Genomic DNA, 24,928 nt, shown 5'->3' with positions numbered 1-24,928 from the left:
AGAAACGAGCCCTTAGCCGTTTTACCATTGCCAATGATCGTCCCGATATCAAAGAGTTACAGGACCGTCTTACCAAGCTTGTGCAAAAGCACGGACTCATCTAGTTTCTTGTTCTTCACGTTAATACGTTAAGTAAAATTCGACATTGAAAAAGCACGTTTTTTACGCTAACCCCTTTATTGATTAACAAACTAATCTTTTGCTTATTTAGATAGCGTCAGGAAAATAAATATGTTTTAAATCTTATAAGGTTGTAAATGTCTCATATACACATATCAAAATAGCGATAAATTTCTTAGCGTATGTTTTCAGTGTTTTGCTGGTAGTTCCCCATATAGAAATTATTAAAAACAAAAAGTCACCATGCATTTAAATTCCTACAGGTGACTTTTTTATTTCTATCTTGCTTCCATATGTTCGGTAATCTCGGTTCTGATGCGGTTAAATTCAGAGTCTGGTACAACATAATACCATACACCATTAATTGTTTGTCCACTACCGCTTATTTCCAATGTTTTCGTATTTCCGATGGTTCCACGATAGCCACTGAATAATGTCTGCATCCGATCCATATTCAAATCGGTATTAACATTACCACCTAATATTTCCAAAATATCGCCAACTTTTGTAATACTAGAGAAGCTAGCACCTTCCTTAATGGCTGCCTGTACAACATTTCGCTGACGTTCATTTCGACCTAGATCACCTCGAGGATCATTTTTCCGCATGCGAATGTAATCTAATGCCTGATCACCATTTAAATGAATTTGTCCTTCAGAAAAACTCGAAGCACCCTGAGAAAAGATTTGGTCATTTGTTATAGTAACCCCGCCAATTGCATCAATTCCCTGTTTAAATCCTTCCATATTCACTCTTGCATAGAAATGAACTGGTAAATCGAAAGCCTCTTCAACTGTTTGGACAGATAATTCTACATCACCAAAAGCATATGCGTGATTGATCTTATCCATTCCGCGACCTGGAATATTTACATACGTATCTCTCGGAATGCTTAGCATTGCCATGGAATCTGTATTTGGATTTAATGACATGAGAATCATTGTATCTGATCGACCTTTATCTCCTTCACGCTGGTCCACTCCGAGCAGTAGAATATTAAGTGAATTCTTATCTTTAAAAATAGCTTCCAATTCCTTCTGCCGTTCCGGATCATCATCCCGTGCCAATGGGTTATGCATGGTCTCTACCGTATCCCCAACCTTATCCCAAATATAGTATACAAGTCCGACACCGATTAACAGTAAAGCAAGTAATATTCCACCAACCCAAAAAGGCCATTTGCGTTTTTTCTTTGTTCTTCTATTATCAATTCTTGAATTCACTCGTATTCTCCTCTGTCTCTTACATTTTATTCGAAGTTTGTAAAAATAATCAGATTATGTCTAAATTATATCGAATTATACAGGTTTAGTCTAGATAATATTTAGTTTTTTTCATTTATAGGAAGTGCATTAATAATAGATCGAACTGGCAATTATTATATAGGAATGGAAATTTTTCCATAGTTCTATATGTATAGGTACTTTTAATAGAAGTTTTAATGAATTTGGATCTTTCACAAAGTACGGGAAATTAATAGTTTTGTTTCTTAAAAACACATTATACCGGTTCCGAATAAAGCAATTTAACCAACCCTCCCCGCAAAATGTGATTGAACCATGAATTTAAAGTTGATTGTTTCGTTCGTTTTGATGATCTCTAAAGTAGAAATTAAACGTTAATGTAACAAGATCCGTAGTCCTTAATAGAGAATTTTTTATAAAAAAATAATTGTGATTTTGAAAAAAATGAAGAAAATTGAAGTAAATAGGAGATAATAGTTCTTAATAAAGAATATTTAAGTATTTTTGGGGGTTTTTAAATTGTGAGTTATGATTTATACTATAATCAATTGTTCTTTATTAAGTACAAATGATCTTAAAAAAGAACACAAACAACTTGAAAGCACTTTACATAAAGAAGGGAGGACATTCGCTGTATCAGGAACTGTTCGTTAGCATTGAACCTTTATCGCAGTGTAACTGACTGTAAGACTCCCACTTCAAGAATTAAGGGAACATTAAAATTCTAAGTGAGAGATCCAACAGCCAGTAAAGGCCCGATTGGTTCAATGGGCCTTTAGGTCATATCGTGCGGTGCTAACATTCAGTGGGGGATGAAAAGAAAACCGCCACTGAATGAAGTTTCACTTTAGTGTACTAAACATAATTTTAAAATAGTACATGGGGAAATTCGCAGTCATCAAAGAAAATGCAGTGAGAAGGTTTTCGGGAATAAGGTATTAACTAATGTACAAATCTAATTTACGAGGAGGAATTTATAATGAGTATTAAGAAAAAATTAGGTATGGGTGTAGCGACAGCAGTATTGGGACTAGGATTAATCGGTGGAGGTACGTTTGCTTACTTTAGTGATGCAGAGACAACAAATAATTCATTTGCAGCAGGTACATTGGATTTGAGTGTTGATCCAACAGAAATTATCAATGTAGATAATATCAAACCTGGTGATACAATGCTACGAGGTTTTAACCTGAATAATGACGGGTCTTTGCATATTAAAACGGTTGATCTAATAACAGATTATACTGTGGTAGATGCGCAAAGTGATAATAATGGAGAAGATTTTGCTGAACATATTAAGGTTAACTTTTTGACTAATGCTGATAAACTGACTACGCCTATTTGGTCAACGACTTTGGCAGAACTTAAGAATGCTTCCCCTGAATTAGTACAAGAGAAATTCTGGTTAGTATTCTGGGAAGAGAGAGGTTTGGCACCAGGAACAAATGATACATTCTTTGTGCAATTTGAATTCGTTGATAACGGAGAAGATCAGAATCAATTCCAAGGAGACAGTTTAGAACTTGAATGGACTTTCGATGCACAACAGACAGAAGGAGAAGCAAAATAATATCGGAAAGATAAGGGAGAAACATTTCTCCCTTATCTTCCTTACATTAAGCAAGGGAGGTTATTTACATGAAAAGTGTAAAACGAAATTTACTTACTGCAGCTTTTGTTGGTTTTTTAGGAATAAACCTGATTTTCGGTGGGACATTTGCCTACTTTAATGACACGGAAGCTACCAACAACACTTTCGCAACGGGTTTGTTGGATTTAGGAATTAATAAAGAGACCATTATTCAAATAGAAGACATTGTGCCAGGGGATACGATAAATGGCCATTTTGAACTGACAAATGACGGAACTGTAGATATAAAAGAAGTAATTCTTCATTCTTCCTATGATGTGGTTGATAAGGGATTACCAAATAATGGGGATGATCTGGGAGAACATATTCAGGTGGAGTATTTATATCATGTAAACGGTAAAGAAAATATCGTATTTAAGAAAATGCTATCCGAATTAAATGATAATCCGCAGCTGATTCTCGATGAATTCCCCGTTAAAAGCAATATAGAGAAATTCACGGTGCGTTTTCACTTTGTAGATAATGGGGAAATTCAAAACCATTTTCAAAATGATGAACTAAAGTTGAAATGGGAATTTGAAGCTATCCAAAGAGATGGAAAGCCAGCTTTCAATTGATTTTTAAAAATAGCTTTGTATTCAAGATAATGGGGGAAGAAAAGTCTTCTCCCAACTGTTTATAGCTATTCAAAAGCACATAATATGAATTCTGTGTTCCTGAATATATATAAATTTTGTGTTATCAGAAAGGGTGGAGAGTCTTTGAGATTTTCTAGACTGAGAAAATTTAAATCAAAAAATAATCGGTTTATTTTGACTAGTAAATTAGTGCTTATCTGGTATCTGTTGCTATTATCTGCAGCCTATTTCACCTCTGATACTACAGCCCACTTTAATGATAAGCTGAAGGCGAACGGAGGAATAACCATTGGTGCCTGGGAAACGGAGGATTCTAATAAAGAATTATGGGAACTGGCATTTATTGATCATGGAAATCAAAATTTCGATTCATGTGAACAACTGACTATAAACAGAAATATTAAAAATGTAGGCGATGGAGATATGGAGACTGAAAGTACATATGAAGTGTACTATATTGAAAATGGCAATCCCCAGAAGCATGGTGAAAAAACGAAGCTTGGAGAAGGAGAAGGAATTATTAAAGCATTGAAAAGTGGTGAATCAACTGAACTGACCTTTAAAACAGGATTACCTGGAAGATATATTTTTAAGGCTTATCAGTATAATGAACAGTCGGATTCATCGGAAATTTGGAGTAAGGAAATCAAAGTTGATTGCGGTTCTGGGCAAAAACCGAAGAAGCAAGAAATAGATAGTGTATCAACCGAAGAAGAAAATTCAAAACAGGAAAAGCCGGTGAAGGAAAAAGCTGCAAAAAATGAGACGGAAAGTACCGAAATCAGTATTGAAAAGGAAAACGTTAAAAAAGCAGGGGAAGAAAGGAAGGAAAATGAAATAAAAGAAGCGAAAACTGAAGAAGAAAATCCTGCTGAACAAAAAACGGAAGACAGTCAGGCAGCTAAACAAGCAGAAACTAAAGAAGAAACAACAGAAGAAACAGAGGTCAGCAATTCAAATGGAGAAGGTGAAGGCGAATGAAAAAACGTATCTTGTTAAAATGGATAAATCGACTTGTAACAAGTGTACTTATGATTTTACTGGTCGGTGTAGCTTTACTGGTACTTTCCACCAAATTATCCGGTGGAGAACCAGAAGTATTCGGATATCAGCTAAAAACGGTTCTTTCTGGATCAATGGAACCCGAGATACAAACAGGTTCCATTATCGCAATTCAGTCTGTTGCAGGAGAAAAAACAGGCACATTTAAAAAAGGTGATGTAATAACATTTATGGAAGAAGACAATAAATTAGTTACACACAGAATTACGGAAACTCAGGAAACAAATAGTGGAGTTTTGTATACAACGAAAGGGGACAATAATAATGCCCAGGACAGAAACCCTGTTCTGGCCGAAAATGTTGTAGGTGTATATACAGGTTTTACCATACCGTTTGTTGGATACTTCATTGAATTTGCACAATCACCGAATGGAGCCATATTATTTCTCATTGTTCCAGGTATACTAATGCTCGGATATTCTGCATTTTCCATATGGAGAACATTAAGTCAGCTGGAAAAGCAAAATATAGATAAGACTGCGGATGCGAAATAATTTTTTTGAAAAAATGAAAAGTCTTACAAGAGGAAGATGTCCATGAATACTAATAAGCTGAAAAGCTTTATATTAGCGATAGTAACTGGCTTTATAATCGCTGTTAGTGCCTCAGACATCATGTTTGCAGCGGATACAGCAGATGAACAGGAGATTTCGATCGAGATACTGCCGGAGAGTGTCTTATTTAATGTAGATAATATGAAGCCAGGGGATTGGGCTCCGAGAAAAGTTGTTATTAAAAATAACGGAAAACTAGATTTTCATTATTTTGTTACAATACAAAACGAGAATGACTCCAAAAAGTTATTCAATGAACTAATCCTTGAAGTCAAGACAGAAGATTTTGAGTTATATAATGGAAAACTTAAAGACTTTAAAGAATTTCCAAAAAGAAGTTTATCATTGATGGACGAAGAGGAGCTGGAGTTTACCATTAGATTCCCAGAGCATCTAGGGAATGAATATCAGGGATTACAGACTCAATTTTCTTTACTGTTTACTGCCGAAAGTGAAGAAAGCAGTCGTGATGCTGCGAAGATAAGTGGCATGATAGGGAGTAGCGGCAGTTCTCAGGGTGTAGGACTTTTTCTTCCAGATACTGCAACCAATATGTTTACAATTTTACTGATGGGGGCATTGCTTATCTTTTTCGGCGGGTTGATCCTTCTTATTAATAAAAAGATCAAAAATGCAAATAAAACGAGAGTATAGGTCTTCTTAAATTCTCAAATAGATCATTTACATAAATTCTACTATCGACATATATATGTAGTTTATTCTGAATAGAACAGCAAAACTAGTCTTATTCTGACAAAACAAGCCACCCAAATAGCTTTGTATCTATAGTATAATAGTCTTAAATCTAAAGTAATATTTGAAAAAGGCAAACTTATTGAAAAATAGGGACGCAAAGTCACGGGTCTAAGGTCGATTTGGCTAAGACGGCTGGATTGTCGGTATAAAAATGGGGGACGGAATATGAATAATACGGTGGAAAGTGTTTCTCTTGATTATGAGTGGGTAAAGTTAATGAAGGAAGCAAAAACAATGGGGTTAACTGTAGAGGAAATCCGTCTATTCTTAACGGAGGCGGGGGAAACTACAAAATGATAAAAAGAACTTGTGCTATATATAGAACTGCTCAGCTATTTTATGATATAATTCCCTTTGAAAGTAGGTGAGGGAAACTTGATCGGTGAAAAAATAAAACAGTTGCGCCAAAATAAAAAGATGTCTCTATCAGAATTAGCCGAAAAAGCGGGTGTGGCTAAATCATACCTGAGTTCAATTGAACGGAACCTTCAATCCAATCCATCTATTCAGTTTATCGAAAAGATCGGCAAAGTATTAGGTGTTTCCGTAAATGAATTAATACAAGAAAATAATGCAGTACAAACAGATAATCTGGATGATGAATGGCTGGATATTGTGCAGGAAGCAATGAATTCGGGCGTAACAAAAGAACAATTTAAAGAATACCTGGAATTTAATAAATGGCGAAATAAACAAGATTAAAAAAACTGTAGAGCGATATGCACTACAGTTTTTTTTGGTGTGTTTTTAAAAATCGTGTAACAAATTCCGATGTATTTCGTTTTATTATACAGAGGGGGGAGGAAGTTGGTTGAAAAAGCACATATTTACGGAGCTCTTTGAGCAGTATCAGCTTCCTCTATTTCGTTATTTGGTGCAAATGACACGAAATCGTGAGCTAGCTGAGGAATTGCTTCAGGAAACTTTTTATAGGGCAATGGTTTCCCTAAAGGTTAAAAATATACTTCAAGCGAGGGCATGGCTATTTAAGGTAGCCCGTCATTTATATATCGATTCTGTTAGAAAGTCAAACGCTGAGCAGCGAATGGTTGATAAGCTAAAAATGGAACATATATCAATCAGTGATCTGGGAAACCCCGAACAGCAAGTGGAAAAAAGAACAAAGCAGGAGGAGCTGGAAGAAGTGATGGGTATGCTTCCTGAACGAATGCAGACAATTTTATATCTGAGGGAAATACAGGGATTAACCTATAAGGAGCTTTCTACCACAATGAATCTAACAGAAAGCCAGGTAAAAACAACACTGCACCGTGCGCGGCAAAAGTTTCGAGAGTGTGATGAGCGGTTGAGGAAAGGAGATTTGGACTAATGAAAAAAGATGATGTGTTATCAGAGTGGAATGAAAAAGAAGTAAAAGTAGATAAAAATAGTGCTCGGAAATTAGTATGGCAGACAAGGCTTTCCATTACATTTACAGTTGTACGAATACTGTTAATCATTTTCTTTTTGTATTTATTATATATCATTCCTGTTAGTGTTTTCTATGATATGTCTGGAAAGCAAGCAGAATTTGACCGGTTAGTTACAACCATTGTAGAAACAAGAAATCCGGGGATAGCAGTGGAAAAACATGGCTTCCCCCGTGCAGAAATCAATTCATTCTTAACACAGGAAACCAGTCTCACTTTATATCGTAATATAGGCGCATGGGAAGTTGTAGTTGGAGAAGTAGCAGCTAAGAAAACGCTTTTTGGTGAGGTGAAGATAAATCTCAATTTTGATCGTAGGTACTTAAATGAAAATGCTACACAATCCTATGCAGTAGCACCTGATTTATTGGGAGAAACTTACACTGAGAATAACGCCCATTTAAGTAACTTAACATTATCACAACTGGAAAAAATGAACGATGGTTTTGTTGCTCAAGTGCAATTTTCCACCATTGAATCAATGAATCCCGAAGAACTAATAAATATCCTTTCTGATTACGATGTACAGGTTTATCAGATGCCTATTTACGGAGGAGAACTAACGGATAGTGATGTCAGCAATTACACGAGCTATGGTCGGGCAAGTCAATTTACCTTCGTGCCATCATTAATGCTAAGGCCGTTTATAGAGTACGATGAAAAAAATCGACATTCTTCATCATTTGGTTCTTTATCCGGAGAAGGTAGTATTGTTAAGGCAGAGAATCAATTTTACCAAGATATAGAATGGCTAATGGAACATGGAAACTATCAGGATAAGAAATTGGATAAAGCGAGGTTAGCCTATATTAAAGAAAACGGCATGCAGGTCTACGGAGCAACAGTGACAGGACCTGTTCGAGAAATGAAACGGCTCATGCATGAGGAATTACTTCATCAGTTCCATTTAGGTGGCGTGGAAATCTGGAATTGGTATGAATAATTTTCGTGATTAATTTCTTCATTCAGATTATAATCAAATAGAAGGTATTCAATAAATGGAAATGGTGACAAAATGCAAAAGTATCTGTACTGGCTTTTCCCAATAACTTGGATGGGGGTAATTTTTTACTCCTCTTCTACCCCTTATGAAAAACAAAATATGAAACCATTACTCTCTCAGACGATTGATCTTTCTTTTCTAGAGCCGTTCCTGGGTTGGATTTCTTTTTCTTATCACAATTCAGTCGTTAGTGTACAAACCCATGGCGTGGAAGGTTTTATTGAATTTTTCATACGTAAAGGGGCACATGTGGGAGTTTTTTTTGTACTATTATGCTTGTTTTATATTGCCATAAAAAAGGCAGCCAGCATATTATTTAGGACAACTCTATTCATATCCTTTTTCTTGACTCTTGCATATGCTATTTTAGATGAAATTCATCAAGGCTTTACACCTAACCGTACCCCTTATATTGGAGATGTTTTATTAGATAGTTTTGGAGGACTGCTTGCTGTTTGTTGTCTAGTCGTTTTTCGACGGTGGAAAACGAAAAAAAGTATTAAAACGTCAAAAAAATAATAAAGTTGTCGAATCTATTAATGGATCAAAAATAATCTTACATTGATAACACATCACTTTTAACATAATCAGTGAAAGTTCGAGCATAGTGTTTATGTCATTAAAGCTTACACAACGCACAAATGGTAGGGATTCTAAAAAAGCATGTTATTCTTAGAATCCCTTTAAAAAAAGTAAGTTTTTAACTATTATAATAAAAAGTCGACATTTTTCGACAACAACTTCCATAATAATATGCTATAGTCCTATTTAACTAGTTTTGTAAATGTGAGTTAATTAAAAGGTGGGAATTTAATGGCTGAGCAAGAAGAGTATAAAAGAATGCTTACAAAAATGATTGATGAAACAGAAAATTATAAAATTCAATCTTCAGAAGAGTTGATTCAACTGCTTATAAAAGAATTAACGAATGGTAAACAATTCAAAGGAAATTTTCAAACACTTGCAAAATAGTTGCAATACGACTACATTTAACATTGATGTAGTTTTTTTGTTAATTGGTTAATGAAGGAGTAGATAAAATGGAAATTATAATGGTAAAGAATTATGAGGAAATGAGTAAAAAGGTCGGCACTTTAGTTATGGAGAAATTAAACCAACTAGATAAACCAGTTTTAGGGTTGGCAACAGGGTCTACGCCAGAGGGATTATACCAGTACCTCATTGATAAATATAAAGATAATGAAGTATCCTTCAAAAATGTGACAAGCTTTAACCTGGATGAATATGTAGGTTTGGAAAGAACAAATCCAAACAGCTATCACTATTACATGAATGAAAAGTTATTTAATCATATTGATATTCTTAGCAGTCAGGCCCATGTACCAAATGGATCTGTAAGCGACCTGGAAAAAGAATGTCAGGATTATGAAGCATTGATTCGTGATGCTGATCATATTGATGTTCAGCTACTTGGGATAGGAGGAAATGGTCATATCGGTTTTAATGAGCCTGGAACACCTGCTTCAAGCAGAACACATATCGTTGACTTAGACGAATCAACACGTAATGCGAATGCCAGATTCTTTTCATCTATGGATGAGGTGCCTAGCAAAGCAATAACAATGGGAATCGAAACAATCATGGAGAGCAAAGAAATTATTTTGCTTGTTTCAGGTGAAAATAAAGCAGAAGCTGTAGAAAAATTAATGAATGGTGAAATAACGGAGGACTTCCCAGCATCTATTCTGCGAAAGCATGCCCATGTTACTATAATAGCTGATGAAGCGGCATTGTCAAAGGTAAGCAAGTAGTTGGAATTTTGATATAACACTGCGAAATATCGTGTATTTACATATGAAAAAAGCTCAGTTCATTTAATGAGCTGAGCTATTCAACAAGTAAGAAGGCAGAAATGTGCTATAATGCCGCTGCGGAAATACATGTCGCTTTCCGTGGGCGGCTGATGAGCCTCCTCGAGCTAACGCTCTGTGGGGTCTCATCCAGGCCTCTGCTCCCACAGGAGTCTCCATGTATTTCCTCCGCTGATTTTTAATTTTTTCTTTCGTATTCACTGTAATGCAATGCTTAACAATCGATGTTGCACTGTACCAGCATTTGATTGGAGCGGAGGGCAGTTGACTCCTGCGGGAAAAGCACGAGTCTGAAGACCCCGCAGGAAGCGGTTTTCTTCCGAGGAGGCTGAGGCCGTGCCCGCGGAAAGCAACAGCCCGCAGCGGAAATCAAATGCGGCAGTAATTGCACATTTTATACTTGTGTGTACAACGATCTTTTATGTTTATCAAGGTTGTCAAGCCAACAATTAGAAACATTTTGGGTTGATCAAAGTTAATTGTTTGAGCTTATTTTATTGGTGCGAAAGTTGAGGACTAACCAAAAAATCATCTCCTTTATTTATTCTTCTGATGTTGAAGAAACATCCATTTCCACATAGGCAGTATTTTTTTCTTTGATTTCTGCCTGGTCACTAGTCAGGTCAATCATCCATTTCTTAAAGGCTTGTTCATTTCCCGTTTTTACATAAACGACAAATTCTACCTTCTCCAAATAGTTGATTGTCTCCAGTATATGTTCAGAATTACGTAATTCATTCTCCAGTTTACCGAGCAAAGTATAATCGACGATAATGGAGAAACCTTGCATCAATTGCCTTTTAACAACACCGGTAGTTTGGATGGCTTGGGAAGTCGTGCTGCCATAAGCACGGATTAAGCCGCCTGCTCCAAGTTTGATGCCACCAAAATACCTTGTTACAACGACAGCAGTGTCCTTTAAATTCTGCTTTTTTAATACCTCGAGCATTGGTAGTCCAGCAGTGCCACTTGGTTCACCATCATCGTTTGCTTTTTGAATTTCATTATTTTCTCCAATAATATATGCGGAACAATTATGTGTTGCATCAGGATGATTTTTTTTGATCGCTTGAATGAACTCCTGTGCTGCTGTTTCCGTTTCAACACGTCTAACATAACCGATAAAACGTGACTTTTGTATGATAATCTGATCCTTACCTTCCTGTTTGACAGTAAAATACTTTGCTAACATCCTTGCTTTTCCCTCCTTAAAGGAACATTATAGTATGTAGGAACCCTTGTGTTTACCGTGTTCTAAATGAAAGTTATGAATAATAGGAAAGAAATTCCTGCAAGTATGAAAAAAGACCCTATAAAAATTATGGAAATATACGTATAATTATAGCATAGGTTGGTGGGAGACTTTGGTACAAAAAATAAGTGATACTGCATTGGACCATGTAATTGACGAAATGATCGAAGTAGTGGAAAATAGCAAGGATGAGATTTTTAATATTAGTGAAGAAGCTCGCAAGGAGCATGAACATCTCGTTAAAGAGCTTAAGAAAACGAAAGAAAAGGTTATCCGCCACATTGAAGATGGGGATCAGCTTGAACAAAAGGTAAGATTCTCCAGACAACGTTTAGCAGAAGTAAGTAAATATTTCGATCGCTATACGGAAAGCGAAATCCGTGAAGTATATGAGAGAACACATGCGATGCAAACAAAACTGGCTATGATCCAACAGGAAGAAAAAGGGTTGCGTGAAAAACGTGATGATTTAGAAAGAAGACTGATCACATTAAGTCAAATGATTGATAGAGCAGAGGGATTGGCCAGTAAAATATCAGTCATACTTACATATCTACATGATGACTTCAGACAAGTTAATGAAATGATCGAAAGTGCAAAAGAGAAACAGGAATTTGGCTTGAAAATTATAGAAGCACAAGAGGAAGAGCGCAGAAGAATATCGAGGGAAATTCATGATGGGCCAGCTCAGATGCTTGCAAATATTTTACTTCGGTCAGAGCTGGTTGACCGTTCATTTAGAGCAAATAATGTTGAACAGGCACTTGTAGAGATAAAAAGCGTTCGTCAGATGGTTCGTTCTTCTTTATATGAAGTTCGGCGAATTATTTACGATCTTCGCCCAATGGCTTTAGATGATTTAGGTTTAATACCCACAATAAAAAAATATGTCGCAAACATTGCAGAATACAATGATACTGAAATTGAATTTTCATCAATCGGAGAAGAGAAGCGTCTTAATCAGAAATATGAAATCGCAATTTTTCGCTTAGTTCAAGAATCAGTACAGAATGCAATTAAACATGCGGATGCCAGTTTAATTCAGGTTAAATTAGAAATTAGAAAAGACATGTTGACGATGGTAATTAAGGATAATGGAAAAGGATTCGATCCTGGGATAAAAAAAGATAAGTCATTTGGCCTCATTGGTATGCGGGAACGTGTGGAAATGATTGAGGGAAAACTGGAAATCAACTCCAAAAAAGACAAGGGAACTACCATTCTGATTCATGTTCCTTATAGTCTTTAGGTAGTACTTAAACACATGAAATAAATTCTCTTATAGATAAAGTGAAACTTCATTCAGTGGGGGTTTCCTCACCCTCACCCTCACTCTCACCCTCACGTTTGGGATTTCTCACGCTTGGAGGTGGGGGTATTACAGCCCGTTAATGTGTGATAAATATCAGAAAGTAATAAACATCTATCATAGTAAACGTAACAGGGATACTTGAATAAATGTAGGAGGAACAAAACGATGAATATAGAGAAAAAAATTAAAATTGTATTAATTGATGACCACAAGTTATTTCGTGAAGGGGTGAAGCGGATTTTAGAATTTGAACCTTCATTTGACGTTGTTGCTGAAGGGGATGATGGTACAATCGCTTCTAAGCTTGTAAAGGAAAACAATCCGGATGTTGTGTTAATGGATATCAATATGCCTACAATGAACGGTGTGCAAGCAACAGCAGATCTTGTCAGGTATTTTCCAAACACAAATGTTATCATTCTTTCCATCCATGATGATGAAAGCTATGTGACACATGCACTCAAAACAGGTGCACAAGGATATCTGTTAAAAGAAATGGACTCGGATTCCCTGATCGAAGCGATTAAAGTTGTCAGTGAAGGTGGTTCTTACTTGCATCCAAAGGTAACGCATAATTTAGTGCAGGAGTACCGTCGTTTGGCTAAAGAAAATATATCAAGAATTAACGACAGTGGTATTGAATATCGCAAACCACTTCATTTACTTACAAAACGGGAATGTCAGGTGCTGCAATTATTAGCAGATGGAAAAAGTAACCGTGCAGTAGCTGAGACGTTATATATCAGTGAAAAAACTGTTAAAAACCATGTAAGTAATATTTTGCAAAAAATGAATGTTAAAGATCGTACACAAGCTGTCGTTTCAGCAATTAAAAAAGGTTGGGTAGAAGTTTTGTAGATTTAGGCATGATGCCGTTGGAGAGATTGGCTGCCTAACCTTTGTATATTTGAGGGTTAAGTAATAGTTTCCTTTTTTTCTGATTCTATGATAGCTAACGATAAATACTAGATCGATTATACAACTACTCTGATGCCTGGCATTGGAGTAGTTTTTTAGCTTCTGATCACATTTTTTATAATGCATTTTGTTGTATGATCATGTAAAATAAAACATAGATAAGTTAATTGAGAAAAATTACTTCAATAATAGATAGTGTAGTAGAGGAGAAGATTTAAAATGAAGGTTGCTGTAATGACGGACAGCACGGCGTATATCCCGGTAGATGTACGTGATGCACATAATATTCATATGGTCCCATTAAGTGTCGTTTTTGAAGATAATACCTATCAAGAGGAGATAGATATTACAACCGAGGAATTTTACGATAAAATTAGAGAAACAAAACGTTTGCCGAAAACATCGCAGCCTTCGATTGGCTATGTTACAAAAAGGCTGGAGGAATTAGCTAAAAACTATGATGCGGTAGTTTCGATTCATCTTTCGAGCGGAATAAGTGGCACCTATCAAACGGTAGTAAGTGCTGGAGAAATGGTAGATGGGATCGATGTCTATGCGTACGACTCTGAGCTCAGTGCAATGGCCCAAGGTTTCTATGCGCTGGAGGCAGCTGACATGGCAAAGGAAAATAAGTCAGCTGAAGAAATAATCGAACGCCTCAATCAAATGAAAACTACCATTCGCGCCTATTTCATGGTAGATGATCTTACCAACCTGCACCTTGGAGGTCGCCTAAACGGTGCCCAGGCATTAGTAGGCAGTCTATTACAGGTAAAGCCAGTACTACATTTTGTTGATAAAGTCATTGTTCCATTTGAAAAAATCCGGACACGTAAAAAAGCGCTAAATCGGATCATTGGCATGCTTGAAGAGGATGCTAGTAAAGGAAATGATCTGAAGGTCGTATTTATTCATGCAAATGACGAAGAGACTGCAAAACAGCTTCGTGATGAGTTTGCGAAGAAATACCCATCAGCTGATACGATGATCAGTTATTTTGGTCCTGTTATTGGTACCCATGTGGGCGAGGGAGCAATTGGTGTAGGCTGGTATGTGAAATAACTATTTTATATTGAATTAGATACTGTCAGCCCCTAATGGTTGACAGTTTTCATCAAACTTTAAAGGAGGTAATGTCTTTGCATCATGCACCACCTGACCTCAGCATCCAACAATTATCGATTCGATTTTCTGGAAAACTATTACTACGAAGTGAAATTCCTCTAGAGGAATCTATCTTTAATCAATTACTTTCCGCAAATGCCTTCACACCCATCAAATCCATTAAAAGAAGAAATTTCAGCTATGAATGTCAGCGTTGTGGAAATGAAAAACGATCCCTTTTTGCGAAGCTACCCTGTCAGTCCTGCAAGAAAACACATCTATACTGCAGAAAATGTATCAAGATGGGGCGGATCATGGAATGTGAACCGCTGTATTATTGGAACAAAGAAGCTCCTGAGTGGCCACAGTATGAAAATCCCTGTTCCTGGGATGGAGAACTTACAAATATGCAGCAACAAGCGGCTGATCGAATTGTCACTGCAATCAACCATCATGAAAATGAGTTACTTGTTTGGGCAGTTTGCGGAGCTGGAAAAACAGAAATGCTTTTTCCGGGGATAACAGAAGCGCTTCGACTTGGAAAACGTATATGCCTGGCTACCCCACGTGCAGATGTGGTACGGGAACTCCTACCACGAATTCAACAAGCGTTTGCAGAAGTGGATGTGCAAGGATTGTATGGTGGAAGTAAAGAGAAGGACGGTACTGCTCAGTTAATTCTAGCTACAACACACCAACTACTACGATACAAAGCTGCATTTGATGTACTAATTATCGATGAAATTGATGCATTTCCCTTTCATGCAGATGCCTCCTTGCCTTTTGCTGCAAACCGAGCAAAAGCATCTTCCAATACAACGATTTATCTAACAGCTACCCCTCGGAAAAATCAACAAATACAGATGATACGAAAAAAGCTCCCACACATATTTGTCCCAGTTCGATTTCACGGTCATCCTTTACCAGTTCCAAAAATGAAAATGGTATTTTCACTAAAAAAGGATTTACAGAAATATATGCCTCCATCTTCCTTTCTGAAATGGGTGAAAAATAGAAAGAATCCAACACGCCAACTATTGATTTTTGTTCCTACCATTCTATTGGCAGAGAAAATGAAAGATAATTTCACAGATCTATTGGAAAAAGAAGGGGTGCTAGAGTCTAAAGATAAATTGACTGCCGTTCATGCGTCAGATCCTGATCGAGCGGATAAAGTACAGCAATTCAGGAGGAAGGAATTAACGGTAATAATTACAACAACCATATTGGAACGTGGTGTTACCTTCCCGTCCGTTGATGTTGCAATTATGGATGCAGGACATCTGGTATTTGATGGGGCGGCACTCGTACAAATTTCCGGAAGGGCTGGCAGAAGTCCAGATGACCCCACAGGTGAGGTGCTATTTTTTCATGACGGGAAAACAGAAGCAATGGTTGAAGCTATTGATTCAATAAAACGAATGAACAAAAGGGGAGGTTTCAATTAATGGATTGTTTATGGTGCGAAAGGCAAATAACTGTTGAAATCACCTGGGAAAATCTATTTTTATTAGCAATGCCGAAAAACATCTGTACAGAATGCGAGTCTGAACTGGAACTGTTATCGGGGAACAGATGCAGCCGTTGCAGTCGTCAGGCAGAAAGTGTTATCTGTTCTGATTGTGAATGGTGGAATTCTCAAGGAGACAAAGACGCCATTGCCTTTAATTATTCCGTATTCACCTATAATTCTTTTATGCAGGATTTGATCGCTAAATGGAAATACCGCGGAGATTATTATATGGGAAATATGTTTAAAGCATATTTTAGCCAATTATTTACGGAAAAATTTTCTTTCCTCAAAAAAGATGCACTGATTGTACCGATCCCTTTAAGTGAAGAAAGGCTAACAGAGCGTGGTTTTAATCAGGCCCAGATGCTTGCTGATTTTTTACCACTGAAAAATAAACCAATTCTCACAAGGATCCATGGGGAAAAACAATCGAAGAAAACCCGCCACGAAAGAATATTCACAGAAAATCCATTTTCGTTACTTGAGAGTATTAACAATCCCGTCATTCTGGTCGATGATATATATACAACAGGTACAACTCTGCGCCATGCTGCTGGGCTTTTGAAGGATCATGGATGCCCTGATGTTTATGCATATACATTGATTCGGGGATAGGGGTTTAATTGTGCTATAATGATTAGAGAAATGAGGGAATGTTCGATGGCAGAACTGGCAAATTGCTCTCGTTGTAACGCAGTTTTCGCAAAAGGCGTTCGTGACATCTGTCAAAATTGTTATAAAGAAGAAGAAAAAGCCTTTGATATCGTTTATCGATTTTTACGAGAGAAAAAAAATAGGGAAGCAACAATGGCGGAAATCGCTAAAGCCACTGGTGTGGAAGAAGCACTAATCATCAAATTTATTAAGGAAAATCGATTACGTACTTCACAGTTTCCCAAGCTAGCTTATCCATGTGAACGATGTGGAACGCCGATCGTTACAAGTAAACTATGTGAAAGTTGCATGAAGGAAATGCGTAATGATTTAGAGAAATATGAAGAAATCGAAAAAAAGTCTGAAGCAAATGTAACAAATAAGAAGAAAACATCAAGTATTTATTATAACTTCGAGAATAAATAATTGATACTTTAAATGGATCCAGTTCATGCCGATAATAATAACAAGTGAGTGAATTGGTCGATAAATAGCCTACATGAAAGAGGTGATGCACGATGAAAATTAATGGTCCGAATCAAACGAACTTCCATCCATATAAAAATCATATACAAAAACAAATGGACTATAAAAAAGAGACGAATAAACAGGATCAAATTGAGATATCCAGTCAGGCAAAGCAACTACAGGAAACGGAAAAACCGAGCGCAAAGCGAACAGCATATGTCCAGGAAATCAAACATGCAGTTGATTCCGGAGAATATAAAATTAATCATGAAAAAACAGCACAGAAAATGATCGATTTTTGGTCGAAAAAGTAAGCAAGTGAAAAGGAGGACATTATTTTGTCCGTAAACACAATCATTCAGTCCCTTGAGAAGCTGGTTAAGCTGCATAGGATCCTACTGGAAATATCACAGGAAAAAACAGAGATGATTAAAGATGGCTCCATTGATAAGCTGCAGGCTGTACTTGTAAAAGAGCGGAAAGCCTTAACAATGGTAGAGCAGGCTGAGGTAAAGCGTCAGGCAGACGTGGAAGAATGGTTTACAAACAAGCAATTACCAACAAAGGATAGAACAGTTACCAATATACTGGAACTCATCACCAATGAACAGGAAAAAGAAACACTCGGAAATATAACGATTAAATTAACTCAAAGCATTACTAAACTGAAGCAGCAGGAGCAGTTAAATCAGGCGTTGATTAATCAGTCCATGCAATTTGTACAGCTTTCACTTGATATGATGAATCCAACGATTAAAAATATGAATTATGGAAGTAAACAAGGATCAGAATCAGATGTAAATAAACGGTCTGTATTTGATTCTAAAGCTTAAATACACTATACGAGGAGTATACACATGAGTACATTTCACGGATTGGAAATGGCTAAACAAGCCCTTTTTGCGCAGCAATCAGCGCTATATACAACCGGACATAATATTTCAAATGCTAATACGGATGGGTATTCCAGACAGCGGGTAAATTTTGAAACAATGAATCCTTATCCTGCAGGCTCCCGCAATCGTCCGCAAATTCCTGGACAGATGGGCACAGGAGTGGAAGCAGGTTCTGTTCAGCGAATCCGGAATGAGTTTTTAGACATTCAATTTCGCGGGGAAAACAGTAAATCAGGTTATTGGGAGACAAAAGCGGATGCATTAAGCCGTATGGAAAACGTAATGAATGAGCCTTCAGAAAGTGGATTGTCGAAAACGATGGATCAGTTTTGGCAATCACTTCAGGATCTTGCTGCTAATCCGGAAAAAGATTCTGGGGTGAGATCAGTTGTTTTTCAAAGGGGTCAAGCAGTAGCGGATACCTTTAATTACTTATCAAAATCATTGCATTCGATTCAAAGGGATTTAAAAACCCAGATTGATACAACAGTTAAGGATGCAAATTCATTAATTGAGCAAATACATAATATTAATGAGCAGGTAAAACAAGTGGAACCACACGGGTTTCTGGCGAATGATTTATATGATGAACGTGATCGGTTAATGGATGAATTATCAAAGATAGTTAATATAAAAGTTACAAAAGATAGCAGTAGTGATAGTTCATTGAAAATTGCGGATGGTTTGGCAACGATTGAAGTTTTGGGTAGTAATGGTGAATCAATAAAATTGGTCGATGGACTTGAGGGAAGCTTTAAAACAATTATAGAAGGTAATGAAGAGGATGAAAATACTATAACCTTACATGATATAGCAGAATCAAGTGGTTCTCTACAGGGGCTAGTGGAATCCTACGAAGATACGTATCCAAACATGATTGATCAATTAAACGAGATGGCAAAACAATTTGCGACTGCCTTTAATAAGATCCATCAGGGTGAAGAAGATGACAATGGTGAATTCAACTATCCTGCTTTCTTTGGAAGTGGTGATGAAGCGGTAGAGATAACCGCTGATAACATCACTGTTGGCTTAGAAAGTGCTCAACAAATTAGGGCAAGTTCAGGAGAAGGTAATAATGACGGTGAAATTGCTTCAGAACTAGCTGATTTGTTTGAAGATGATAATATTGGATTAGGTGATAAATCTATCAAGGGATATTTTCAATCTATTATTGGTGAACTGGGTGTTGAAGCACAACAAGCAAATCGGATGGCTGACAATACAATGATTCTCCGTTCTCAGGTGGAAAACCAGCGGATGTCTGTAAGTTCTGTTTCCTTAGATGAGGAAATGTCGAATATGATTAAGTTTCAGCATGCATATAATGCTGCTGCCAGAAGTATGACTACGATTGATGAGATGATTGATAGAATTATCAATAGTATGGGATTAGTAGGAAGGTAGGGAAATAGTCATGCGAATTACACAGGGAATGCTCTCGAATAATATGCTGCGGAATTTATCGAATAGTTACTCGGAAATGGGTAAGCTAATGGATCAATTACATACGGGTAAGAAAATCAACCGACCTTCTGATGATCCGGTGATCGCCATGAAGGGCATGAACTATCGCACTCAAGTAACGGAAATTGAGCAATATAAGCGAAATACAAATGAAGTGCATAACTGGATGGATAATTCCGATGCAGCACTTGATAAGGCAACACAGGCGATGCAAAGGTTGCGGGAACTGGCTGTAAAGGCAAGCAATGGGACAAATGATGACCAAGAGCTTGATAGTATTAGAGAGGAAGTAGAAGAACTAAGAAACCATATAAAGGACATTGTCCAAACAGAAGTAAATGGTAAATATATCTTTAACGGTACAAATACAGATGAACCTCCTCGGTTTGATGGTGATGCGATGTTTATCGGCGATGAATCAGAGGTCAGGATAGAAGTATCTAATGGTACAAAGTTAATAGCAAATGTTAATGGACAAGAAGTATTTAAGGATACGTTAGCGAATATTAAAAAACTGGAGCGTGCTTTAGAGGGGGATGGTGATATTTCAGAAAGTATTTCAGACCTTGATAAGGGAATTAATAAAATCATTAACGCCCGTGCTGACCTAGGTGCACGTATGAATCGCTTGGAACTAATTGAAAATCGCTTGGATGAGCAAGAGGTTATTGCTACAAGTATGCTGTCGAAAAATGAAGATGTCGATTACGCTAAAGCAATTACAGAATTAATAACACAGGAAAGTCTGCTGCGTGCATCCTTGTCTGCAGGATCTAGAATTATACAGCCATCACTGGTAGATTTTTTACGATAAAATTAGAACTAAATCAATAATCTAACCCTGACCCATAGAGGGTTCGGGGTTTTATTACTTCCTGGGGGGAATGATATGCGTTTACCTCAAATAAGATTAGAGTCACAAATGGCAAAAATTCAAATTCAACAAATAGCAGGAAAACAAGAGATTCAGCAGCCGAAAGCGGAACTATCTATTCAACAGCCAAAAGTGAAAATATCAATGACCACAACTCCATCTAAACTTCAAATTGACCAAACGAAAGCCTGGGAAGATATGAATCTGATGCATATTATGAAAAGGAATGACCAATTTGCCCGTGTTGGTTTACAAGAATTGCAGCAAGGAATGGCGAGACGTGCACAGCAGGGCAGTGAACTGATGAAGATAGAGAATAAAGGGAATCCAATAGCATCCCAAGCAATTGCGAATGGGTATGATGCAATGAAGTCACTCGGAATAAAATTTATCCCATCTCACTTTGCTGTTAAGACGAGCTATCAGCCGTCAGAGGTGCAAATAGATGTGCAAACAAATAAACCTATTATTGAAGCAACCATTCGTAAGCCGGAGCACATTTATAAACAAGGTTCGGTTGATATCAGCATACAACAATATCAAAATGTAGAAATTGATTATGTAAACTTATATGGTTAGAAAGGATGACAACCTAACATGAACATTCAAACAAAATATTTAGGTAACATAGAAATTAATGAATCTAAAATAGTTCAGTTTCCAGCAGGACTTCCAGGTTTTATTAATGAGACAGCATTTGTTTTATTAGATTTGCCGGACAATCCAGTTTTTCAGATATTACAATCGGTTTCTTCGGCCGATACTGCATTTATTGTTACAAATCCGTATCATATTTATCATGATTATTCCTTTGATCTTGATAATAATCTAATGGAAAGCCTGGCAATTAGAAATGAGAAAGATGTTACAGTACTGACAATTGTTACATTAAAAAATCCATTTCAAGCAAGTACATTAAACTTGAAAGCACCAATCATTATTAATCCTAATCGCAAGCTTGGAAAACAATATATTTTAAACATAGATGATTATCCAACGAAAGCTCCTATTACTCAAGAAACTCCTGAGAAAGTGAAAGGAGAATAAGTATGCTTGTTTTAACAAGAAAACGAAATGAAGCAATCCAAATAGGTGATGATATTGAAATTAAAATCCTTGCCATTGAAGGGGATCAAATAAAAATGGGGATAGATGCACCAAAATCGGTGGATATTCATCGGAAAGAAGTTTATTTGGATATTCAGGAACAAAATAATGCAGCAGCAAATGTCTCTTTGGATTTAGTGGAGCTTTTAAAAGAAAATTCATAGAAAAATGTCTTTTTCATATTATTTATCAGAAACCCTTAATAATTTGCCTTTTAAACCGATATAAATAGAAAATAATAGGCTTTTGAGGAGTTGCATGAGAAATGCGATTAGAAAAAGTGATGAATCAATCACAGCCTCTGCTATATGGTGAGCATAACAAACAAATGACAACAGCTATCGTTAAATCCGCTGGACAAGCAGAAAATGAGAATAAGTTTGCTTTACATAAAGAGATTGTCATAAACAAGGATAAAGTTGATTCGGTAATCTCCAAGCTAAATGAAATGATGGAGCCATTACGTACAAATCTGAAATTTCAATACCATGAAAAACTGAATGAGTATTATGTAACAGTAGTGAATCCTTTTACAGATGAGGTTATTAAAGAAATTCCTCCAAAAAAGTTTCTTGACATGTATGCAGATATGGCGGAATTAATGGGAATTATGGTTGATGAGAAAATTTAAGGGAGTGGAAGATAATGGTAATGCGAGTTGGCGGCCTGGCAACAGGGATGGATATTGATTCGATTGTAAATAAATTAATGACTGCTGAACGAATTCCACTTGATAAGATGCAGCAGGACAAAACAATGCTTGAGTGGAAACGAGATGCATTTCGTGATGTGAATAAAAAACTATCAGAATTAGATAATATGATACTAAACATGAAATTAAGTCATACGTATAATTCGAAAACGGTTAGTTCTTCACAGGAAAGTGCTGTTACGGCGACAGGCACTTCAAGTGCTTCGAATGGGTCTTATGCTATTAAAGTAAATAGGTTAGCTACCTCTGCGATAAATGTAGGTGGAGAAATTACAGAAGCAGATATTGATTTGACAAAATCATTAAAGGATCAAGGGATAGAACCTGGTACAATCAAATTTTCAACATATGATGATAAAGGCGAGAAAGTTACGCATGAGATAGTTGTAGAAGACGGCGATAAGCTTAATGATGTGCTCAAACGTATTACCTCTGAAGATAATAATGTCCGAGCTTTTTATGATGCACAATCCAATAAGGTGATTATGGAGACAACGAGAACAGGTAATTATAATGAAAGTGGTGCGGAAATCCAATTCGAGGATAATTCATTTTTCACTAATGTATTAAAGCTGAATACGCAAAATGAAAAAGGCGGAACAAATGCACAGTTTGAATATAATAATAGCGGGCTCGTGATGGAATCAAAAACAAACTCCTACCAGCTAAATGGGATAACTTTTGAATTTAAAAACGAAACGGATGGGAATGCTGTTTTAACCGTTAACAACGACGTCGAATCTGCCTTTGAATCCATTATGAAGTTCGTCGACAAATACAATGAAGTGGTTGAAACATTAAATAAATCCCAACGTGAGGAAAAGTATCGGGATTATCCACCATTAACGGATGAACAGAAGAAGGATATGTCCGAGGATGAAATCGAGCTTTGGGAAGAGCGAGCAAAAAGCGGTCTTCTAAGGGGAGAGTCTGCATTATCGAGTGGACTATTTTCCATGCGTCAAAGCTGGTATTCCAGTGTGGACACAGGTGGAACATTTACTTCGTTAACACAGATTGGGATTGAAACATCCAAGGATTATATGGATGGCGGAAAACTTGTTGTGAATGAAAATGACTTACGGGAGGCGCTTCGGGATAATCCGGCAAGTGTTCAGAAGTTATTTTCCAATAGTGAAGAAGGTGACGCTCGAGGCCTTGTAAATCGTCTTGAGGATTCACTTGAAACCACGATCAATCAAATCAGTGAACGTGCCGGAAAGGATACACATACTACACTTGAAAATTATACATTAGGAAAACGAATGAAGGATTTAAATGAACGGATTTCCGCATTTGAGGATCGATTAGTATTAAGAGAAAACCGTTATTGGAGCCAATTTACTGCAATGGAGTCGGCAATCTCGCGAATGAATATGCAATCCGCACAACTGATGTCCCAGTTTGGTGGAGGAATGTAACAGTTAGATATAAAGGAGTGAATTCAAATTATGTCACTTAACAAGCAGCACCAGGTTTATCAAAATAATGCTGTAAATACTGCTTCAGGTGGAGAATTAACATTAATGTTATACAATGGCAGTATTAAATTTATTAAAAAGGCAATTAAAGATATGGAAGCAAATAATTATGAAGCGAAAAATACTAACATCCAGAAGGCACAAAATATTATTCAGGAATTAATGATAACACTGGATCCGGAAGTAGAAATATCCAAACAGATCTTGCCGTTATATGAATATACGCTACATCAGCTTAAAGAAGGAAATGTGAAGAATGATGCTTCCAGGCTTGCAGAAGCGTTGGGATTCATTACGGAATTTAGAGATACATGGAAACAGGTTATTTTAAAAACGAGACAAAAACAATTTGCACAGGGTGCTGAAGTATAATGAATCGATTACAGGGACTATATGAGATCAGCATCCAGTTAAATAGCGTATTGGATCAGAGTATTACGGAGAATAATCGTGAAATGGTAATTGAACAGATAAATGAACTGATTGATAAAAGAGGCATCCATTTAGAGACGATAACCGCACCATACACAGAAAGTGAAAAGCAGCTTGGCAAAAAAATAGTTCAATTAAATAATGAGATTCAAGAAAAGATGCAGCAATTGTTTGATGAACTAAAGTCAGAAATGAAGCAAGTAAAGAAGCAAAAAAAATCCAATCGAACCTATTCCAACCCATATGAAAATATCCAGACAATGGATGGGATGTATTTGGATAGAAAGAAGTAATAAAGTGAAACTTCATTCAGTGGGGGTTTCCCTTTCTCCTTCACCTTCACGTTTTGGGATTTCTCACGCTTGGAGGTGGGGGTATTACAGCCCGTTAATGCGTGATAAAATCGCTCCTGAAATTAGAGGGGCGATTTTATTTTAATTTTTTGAAAAAATATTAAGCTACTGTAAAGTGCTCTAAGTCAGTGTTTACAAGCGTTTGCTTAAAAAAC

At 36.7% G+C, this 24,928-nt stretch carries 31 protein-coding genes and 1 riboswitch; of the genes, 29 read left to right on the top strand and 2 right to left on the bottom strand.

Annotation, left to right across the window (positions count from 1 at the left end):
• Positions 1-398: 398 nt before the first annotated feature.
• A complete protein-coding gene (locus AC6HVZ_RS06225) occupies positions 399-1,343 on the bottom strand; it encodes an LCP family glycopolymer transferase (protein ID WP_497557286.1) in 945 nt (314 codons plus the stop codon).
• Positions 1,344-2,343: 1,000 nt separating this feature from the next.
• On the opposite strand from AC6HVZ_RS06225, the gene AC6HVZ_RS06220 reads away from it, so the two are divergent.
• The 12 genes from AC6HVZ_RS06220 (at position 2,344) to nagB (ending at position 10,170) form a co-directional block, all read left to right on the top strand.
• Complete coding sequence (locus AC6HVZ_RS06220; RefSeq protein ID WP_497557285.1) at positions 2,344-2,934, top strand: TasA family protein; 591 nt, start codon at positions 2,344-2,346, stop codon at positions 2,932-2,934.
• Positions 2,935-3,002: 68 nt separating this feature from the next.
• Positions 3,003-3,572, top strand: coding sequence for a TasA family protein (locus tag AC6HVZ_RS06215; protein ID WP_497557284.1), 570 nt, complete (start codon positions 3,003-3,005; stop codon positions 3,570-3,572).
• 144 nt (positions 3,573-3,716) lie between these two features.
• Positions 3,717-4,574 (top strand): amyloid fiber anchoring/assembly protein TapA, encoded by an 858-nt coding sequence (tapA, locus tag AC6HVZ_RS06210; protein ID WP_497557283.1) that lies wholly within the window; start codon positions 3,717-3,719, stop codon positions 4,572-4,574.
• Positions 4,571-5,149: a signal peptidase I SipW gene (gene sipW, locus AC6HVZ_RS06205; RefSeq protein ID WP_497557282.1), complete on the top strand. Its 579-nt coding sequence runs from the start codon at positions 4,571-4,573 to the stop codon at positions 5,147-5,149. The genes tapA and sipW overlap by 4 nt, the downstream gene beginning before the upstream one ends.
• A 42-nt stretch (positions 5,150-5,191) precedes the next feature.
• The gene (locus tag AC6HVZ_RS06200; RefSeq protein WP_497557281.1) at positions 5,192-5,863 is read left to right on the top strand and encodes a TasA family protein; all 672 of its coding nucleotides are present in this window, start codon (positions 5,192-5,194) and stop codon (positions 5,861-5,863) included.
• A gap of 161 nt (positions 5,864-6,024) precedes the next feature.
• A riboswitch (cyclic di-GMP riboswitch) is annotated at positions 6,025-6,110 on the top strand.
• Positions 6,111-6,130: 20 nt separating this feature from the next.
• The gene (locus AC6HVZ_RS06195) at positions 6,131-6,262 is read left to right on the top strand and encodes an anti-repressor SinI family protein (protein ID WP_497557280.1); all 132 of its coding nucleotides are present in this window, start codon (positions 6,131-6,133) and stop codon (positions 6,260-6,262) included.
• Between the two features lie 78 nt (positions 6,263-6,340).
• Positions 6,341-6,667: a helix-turn-helix domain-containing protein gene (locus tag AC6HVZ_RS06190; RefSeq protein ID WP_497557279.1), complete on the top strand. Its 327-nt coding sequence runs from the start codon at positions 6,341-6,343 to the stop codon at positions 6,665-6,667.
• Between the two features lie 109 nt (positions 6,668-6,776).
• Entirely contained in the window at positions 6,777-7,295 is a 519-nt protein-coding gene (locus AC6HVZ_RS06185; protein ID WP_497557278.1) for an RNA polymerase sigma factor, read from the top strand.
• Positions 7,295-8,338 (top strand): anti sigma factor C-terminal domain-containing protein, encoded by a 1,044-nt coding sequence (locus AC6HVZ_RS06180; RefSeq protein WP_497557277.1) that lies wholly within the window; start codon positions 7,295-7,297, stop codon positions 8,336-8,338. The genes AC6HVZ_RS06185 and AC6HVZ_RS06180 overlap by 1 nt, the downstream gene beginning before the upstream one ends.
• Before the next feature lie 72 nt (positions 8,339-8,410).
• Entirely contained in the window at positions 8,411-8,917 is a 507-nt protein-coding gene (locus tag AC6HVZ_RS06175) for a VanZ family protein (protein ID WP_497557276.1), read from the top strand.
• A gap of 294 nt (positions 8,918-9,211) precedes the next feature.
• Positions 9,212-9,370 (top strand): hypothetical protein, encoded by a 159-nt coding sequence (locus AC6HVZ_RS06170; RefSeq protein WP_497557275.1) that lies wholly within the window; start codon positions 9,212-9,214, stop codon positions 9,368-9,370.
• A 68-nt stretch (positions 9,371-9,438) separates the two neighbouring features.
• Complete coding sequence (gene nagB, locus AC6HVZ_RS06165; protein WP_497557274.1) at positions 9,439-10,170, top strand: glucosamine-6-phosphate deaminase; 732 nt, start codon at positions 9,439-9,441, stop codon at positions 10,168-10,170.
• A 601-nt stretch (positions 10,171-10,771) separates the two neighbouring features.
• Here nagB and AC6HVZ_RS06160 read toward each other — a convergent pair.
• On the bottom strand, positions 10,772-11,422 hold the full coding sequence (locus tag AC6HVZ_RS06160) for a YigZ family protein (protein ID WP_497557273.1): 651 nt from the start codon (positions 11,420-11,422) through the stop codon (positions 10,772-10,774).
• 172 nt (positions 11,423-11,594) lie between these two features.
• On the opposite strand from AC6HVZ_RS06160, the gene AC6HVZ_RS06155 reads away from it, so the two are divergent.
• From AC6HVZ_RS06155 to AC6HVZ_RS06075, 17 genes are all read left to right on the top strand, one after another.
• A complete protein-coding gene (locus AC6HVZ_RS06155; RefSeq protein WP_497557272.1) occupies positions 11,595-12,731 on the top strand; it encodes a sensor histidine kinase in 1,137 nt (378 codons plus the stop codon).
• Between the two features lie 228 nt (positions 12,732-12,959).
• Positions 12,960-13,652 (top strand): response regulator, encoded by a 693-nt coding sequence (locus AC6HVZ_RS06150; protein WP_497557271.1) that lies wholly within the window; start codon positions 12,960-12,962, stop codon positions 13,650-13,652.
• 279 nt (positions 13,653-13,931) lie between these two features.
• Positions 13,932-14,774: a DegV family protein gene (locus AC6HVZ_RS06145; RefSeq protein ID WP_497557270.1), complete on the top strand. Its 843-nt coding sequence runs from the start codon at positions 13,932-13,934 to the stop codon at positions 14,772-14,774.
• A 77-nt stretch (positions 14,775-14,851) separates the two neighbouring features.
• Complete coding sequence (locus AC6HVZ_RS06140; protein WP_497557269.1) at positions 14,852-16,264, top strand: ATP-dependent helicase ComFA; 1,413 nt, start codon at positions 14,852-14,854, stop codon at positions 16,262-16,264.
• A complete protein-coding gene (locus AC6HVZ_RS06135; RefSeq protein ID WP_497557268.1) occupies positions 16,264-16,944 on the top strand; it encodes a ComF family protein in 681 nt (226 codons plus the stop codon). The genes AC6HVZ_RS06140 and AC6HVZ_RS06135 overlap by 1 nt, the downstream gene beginning before the upstream one ends.
• A gap of 45 nt (positions 16,945-16,989) precedes the next feature.
• Entirely contained in the window at positions 16,990-17,409 is a 420-nt protein-coding gene (locus AC6HVZ_RS06130) for a TIGR03826 family flagellar region protein (protein WP_497557267.1), read from the top strand.
• Positions 17,410-17,501: 92 nt separating this feature from the next.
• Positions 17,502-17,765 carry a flagellar biosynthesis anti-sigma factor FlgM gene (flgM, locus tag AC6HVZ_RS06125; RefSeq protein ID WP_497557266.1) on the top strand — a complete coding sequence of 88 codons (264 nt, stop codon included), beginning with the start codon at positions 17,502-17,504 and terminating at the stop codon, positions 17,763-17,765.
• 24 nt (positions 17,766-17,789) lie between these two features.
• Positions 17,790-18,284, top strand: a complete 495-nt coding sequence (locus AC6HVZ_RS06120) for a flagellar protein FlgN (protein WP_497557265.1) — start codon at positions 17,790-17,792, stop codon at positions 18,282-18,284.
• A gap of 24 nt (positions 18,285-18,308) precedes the next feature.
• A complete protein-coding gene (flgK, locus tag AC6HVZ_RS06115) occupies positions 18,309-19,754 on the top strand; it encodes a flagellar hook-associated protein FlgK (protein WP_497557264.1) in 1,446 nt (481 codons plus the stop codon).
• Positions 19,755-19,764: 10 nt separating this feature from the next.
• Positions 19,765-20,628: a flagellar hook-associated protein FlgL gene (gene flgL, locus AC6HVZ_RS06110; RefSeq protein WP_497557263.1), complete on the top strand. Its 864-nt coding sequence runs from the start codon at positions 19,765-19,767 to the stop codon at positions 20,626-20,628.
• A gap of 75 nt (positions 20,629-20,703) precedes the next feature.
• Positions 20,704-21,267: a DUF6470 family protein gene (locus tag AC6HVZ_RS06105; protein ID WP_497557262.1), complete on the top strand. Its 564-nt coding sequence runs from the start codon at positions 20,704-20,706 to the stop codon at positions 21,265-21,267.
• An 18-nt stretch (positions 21,268-21,285) separates the two neighbouring features.
• The gene (gene fliW, locus AC6HVZ_RS06100) at positions 21,286-21,735 is read left to right on the top strand and encodes a flagellar assembly protein FliW (RefSeq protein ID WP_497557261.1); all 450 of its coding nucleotides are present in this window, start codon (positions 21,286-21,288) and stop codon (positions 21,733-21,735) included.
• 2 nt (positions 21,736-21,737) lie between these two features.
• Complete coding sequence (gene csrA / locus AC6HVZ_RS06095) at positions 21,738-21,959, top strand: carbon storage regulator CsrA (protein ID WP_497557260.1); 222 nt, start codon at positions 21,738-21,740, stop codon at positions 21,957-21,959.
• Between the two features lie 101 nt (positions 21,960-22,060).
• Positions 22,061-22,426: a flagellar protein FlaG gene (gene flaG, locus AC6HVZ_RS06090; RefSeq protein ID WP_497557259.1), complete on the top strand. Its 366-nt coding sequence runs from the start codon at positions 22,061-22,063 to the stop codon at positions 22,424-22,426.
• A 14-nt stretch (positions 22,427-22,440) separates the two neighbouring features.
• A complete protein-coding gene (locus AC6HVZ_RS06085; RefSeq protein WP_497557258.1) occupies positions 22,441-23,928 on the top strand; it encodes a flagellar hook-associated protein 2 in 1,488 nt (495 codons plus the stop codon).
• Positions 23,929-23,958: 30 nt separating this feature from the next.
• Entirely contained in the window at positions 23,959-24,360 is a 402-nt protein-coding gene (gene fliS, locus AC6HVZ_RS06080; protein WP_497557257.1) for a flagellar export chaperone FliS, read from the top strand.
• Entirely contained in the window at positions 24,360-24,713 is a 354-nt protein-coding gene (locus tag AC6HVZ_RS06075; RefSeq protein ID WP_497557256.1) for a flagellar protein FliT, read from the top strand. The genes fliS and AC6HVZ_RS06075 overlap by 1 nt, the downstream gene beginning before the upstream one ends.
• Positions 24,714-24,928: the final 215 nt, after the last annotated feature.

This window comes from Oceanobacillus sp. NCCP-135 (assembly GCF_059698015.1).
This window is presented reverse-complemented; position numbering and strand designations above follow the sequence as displayed.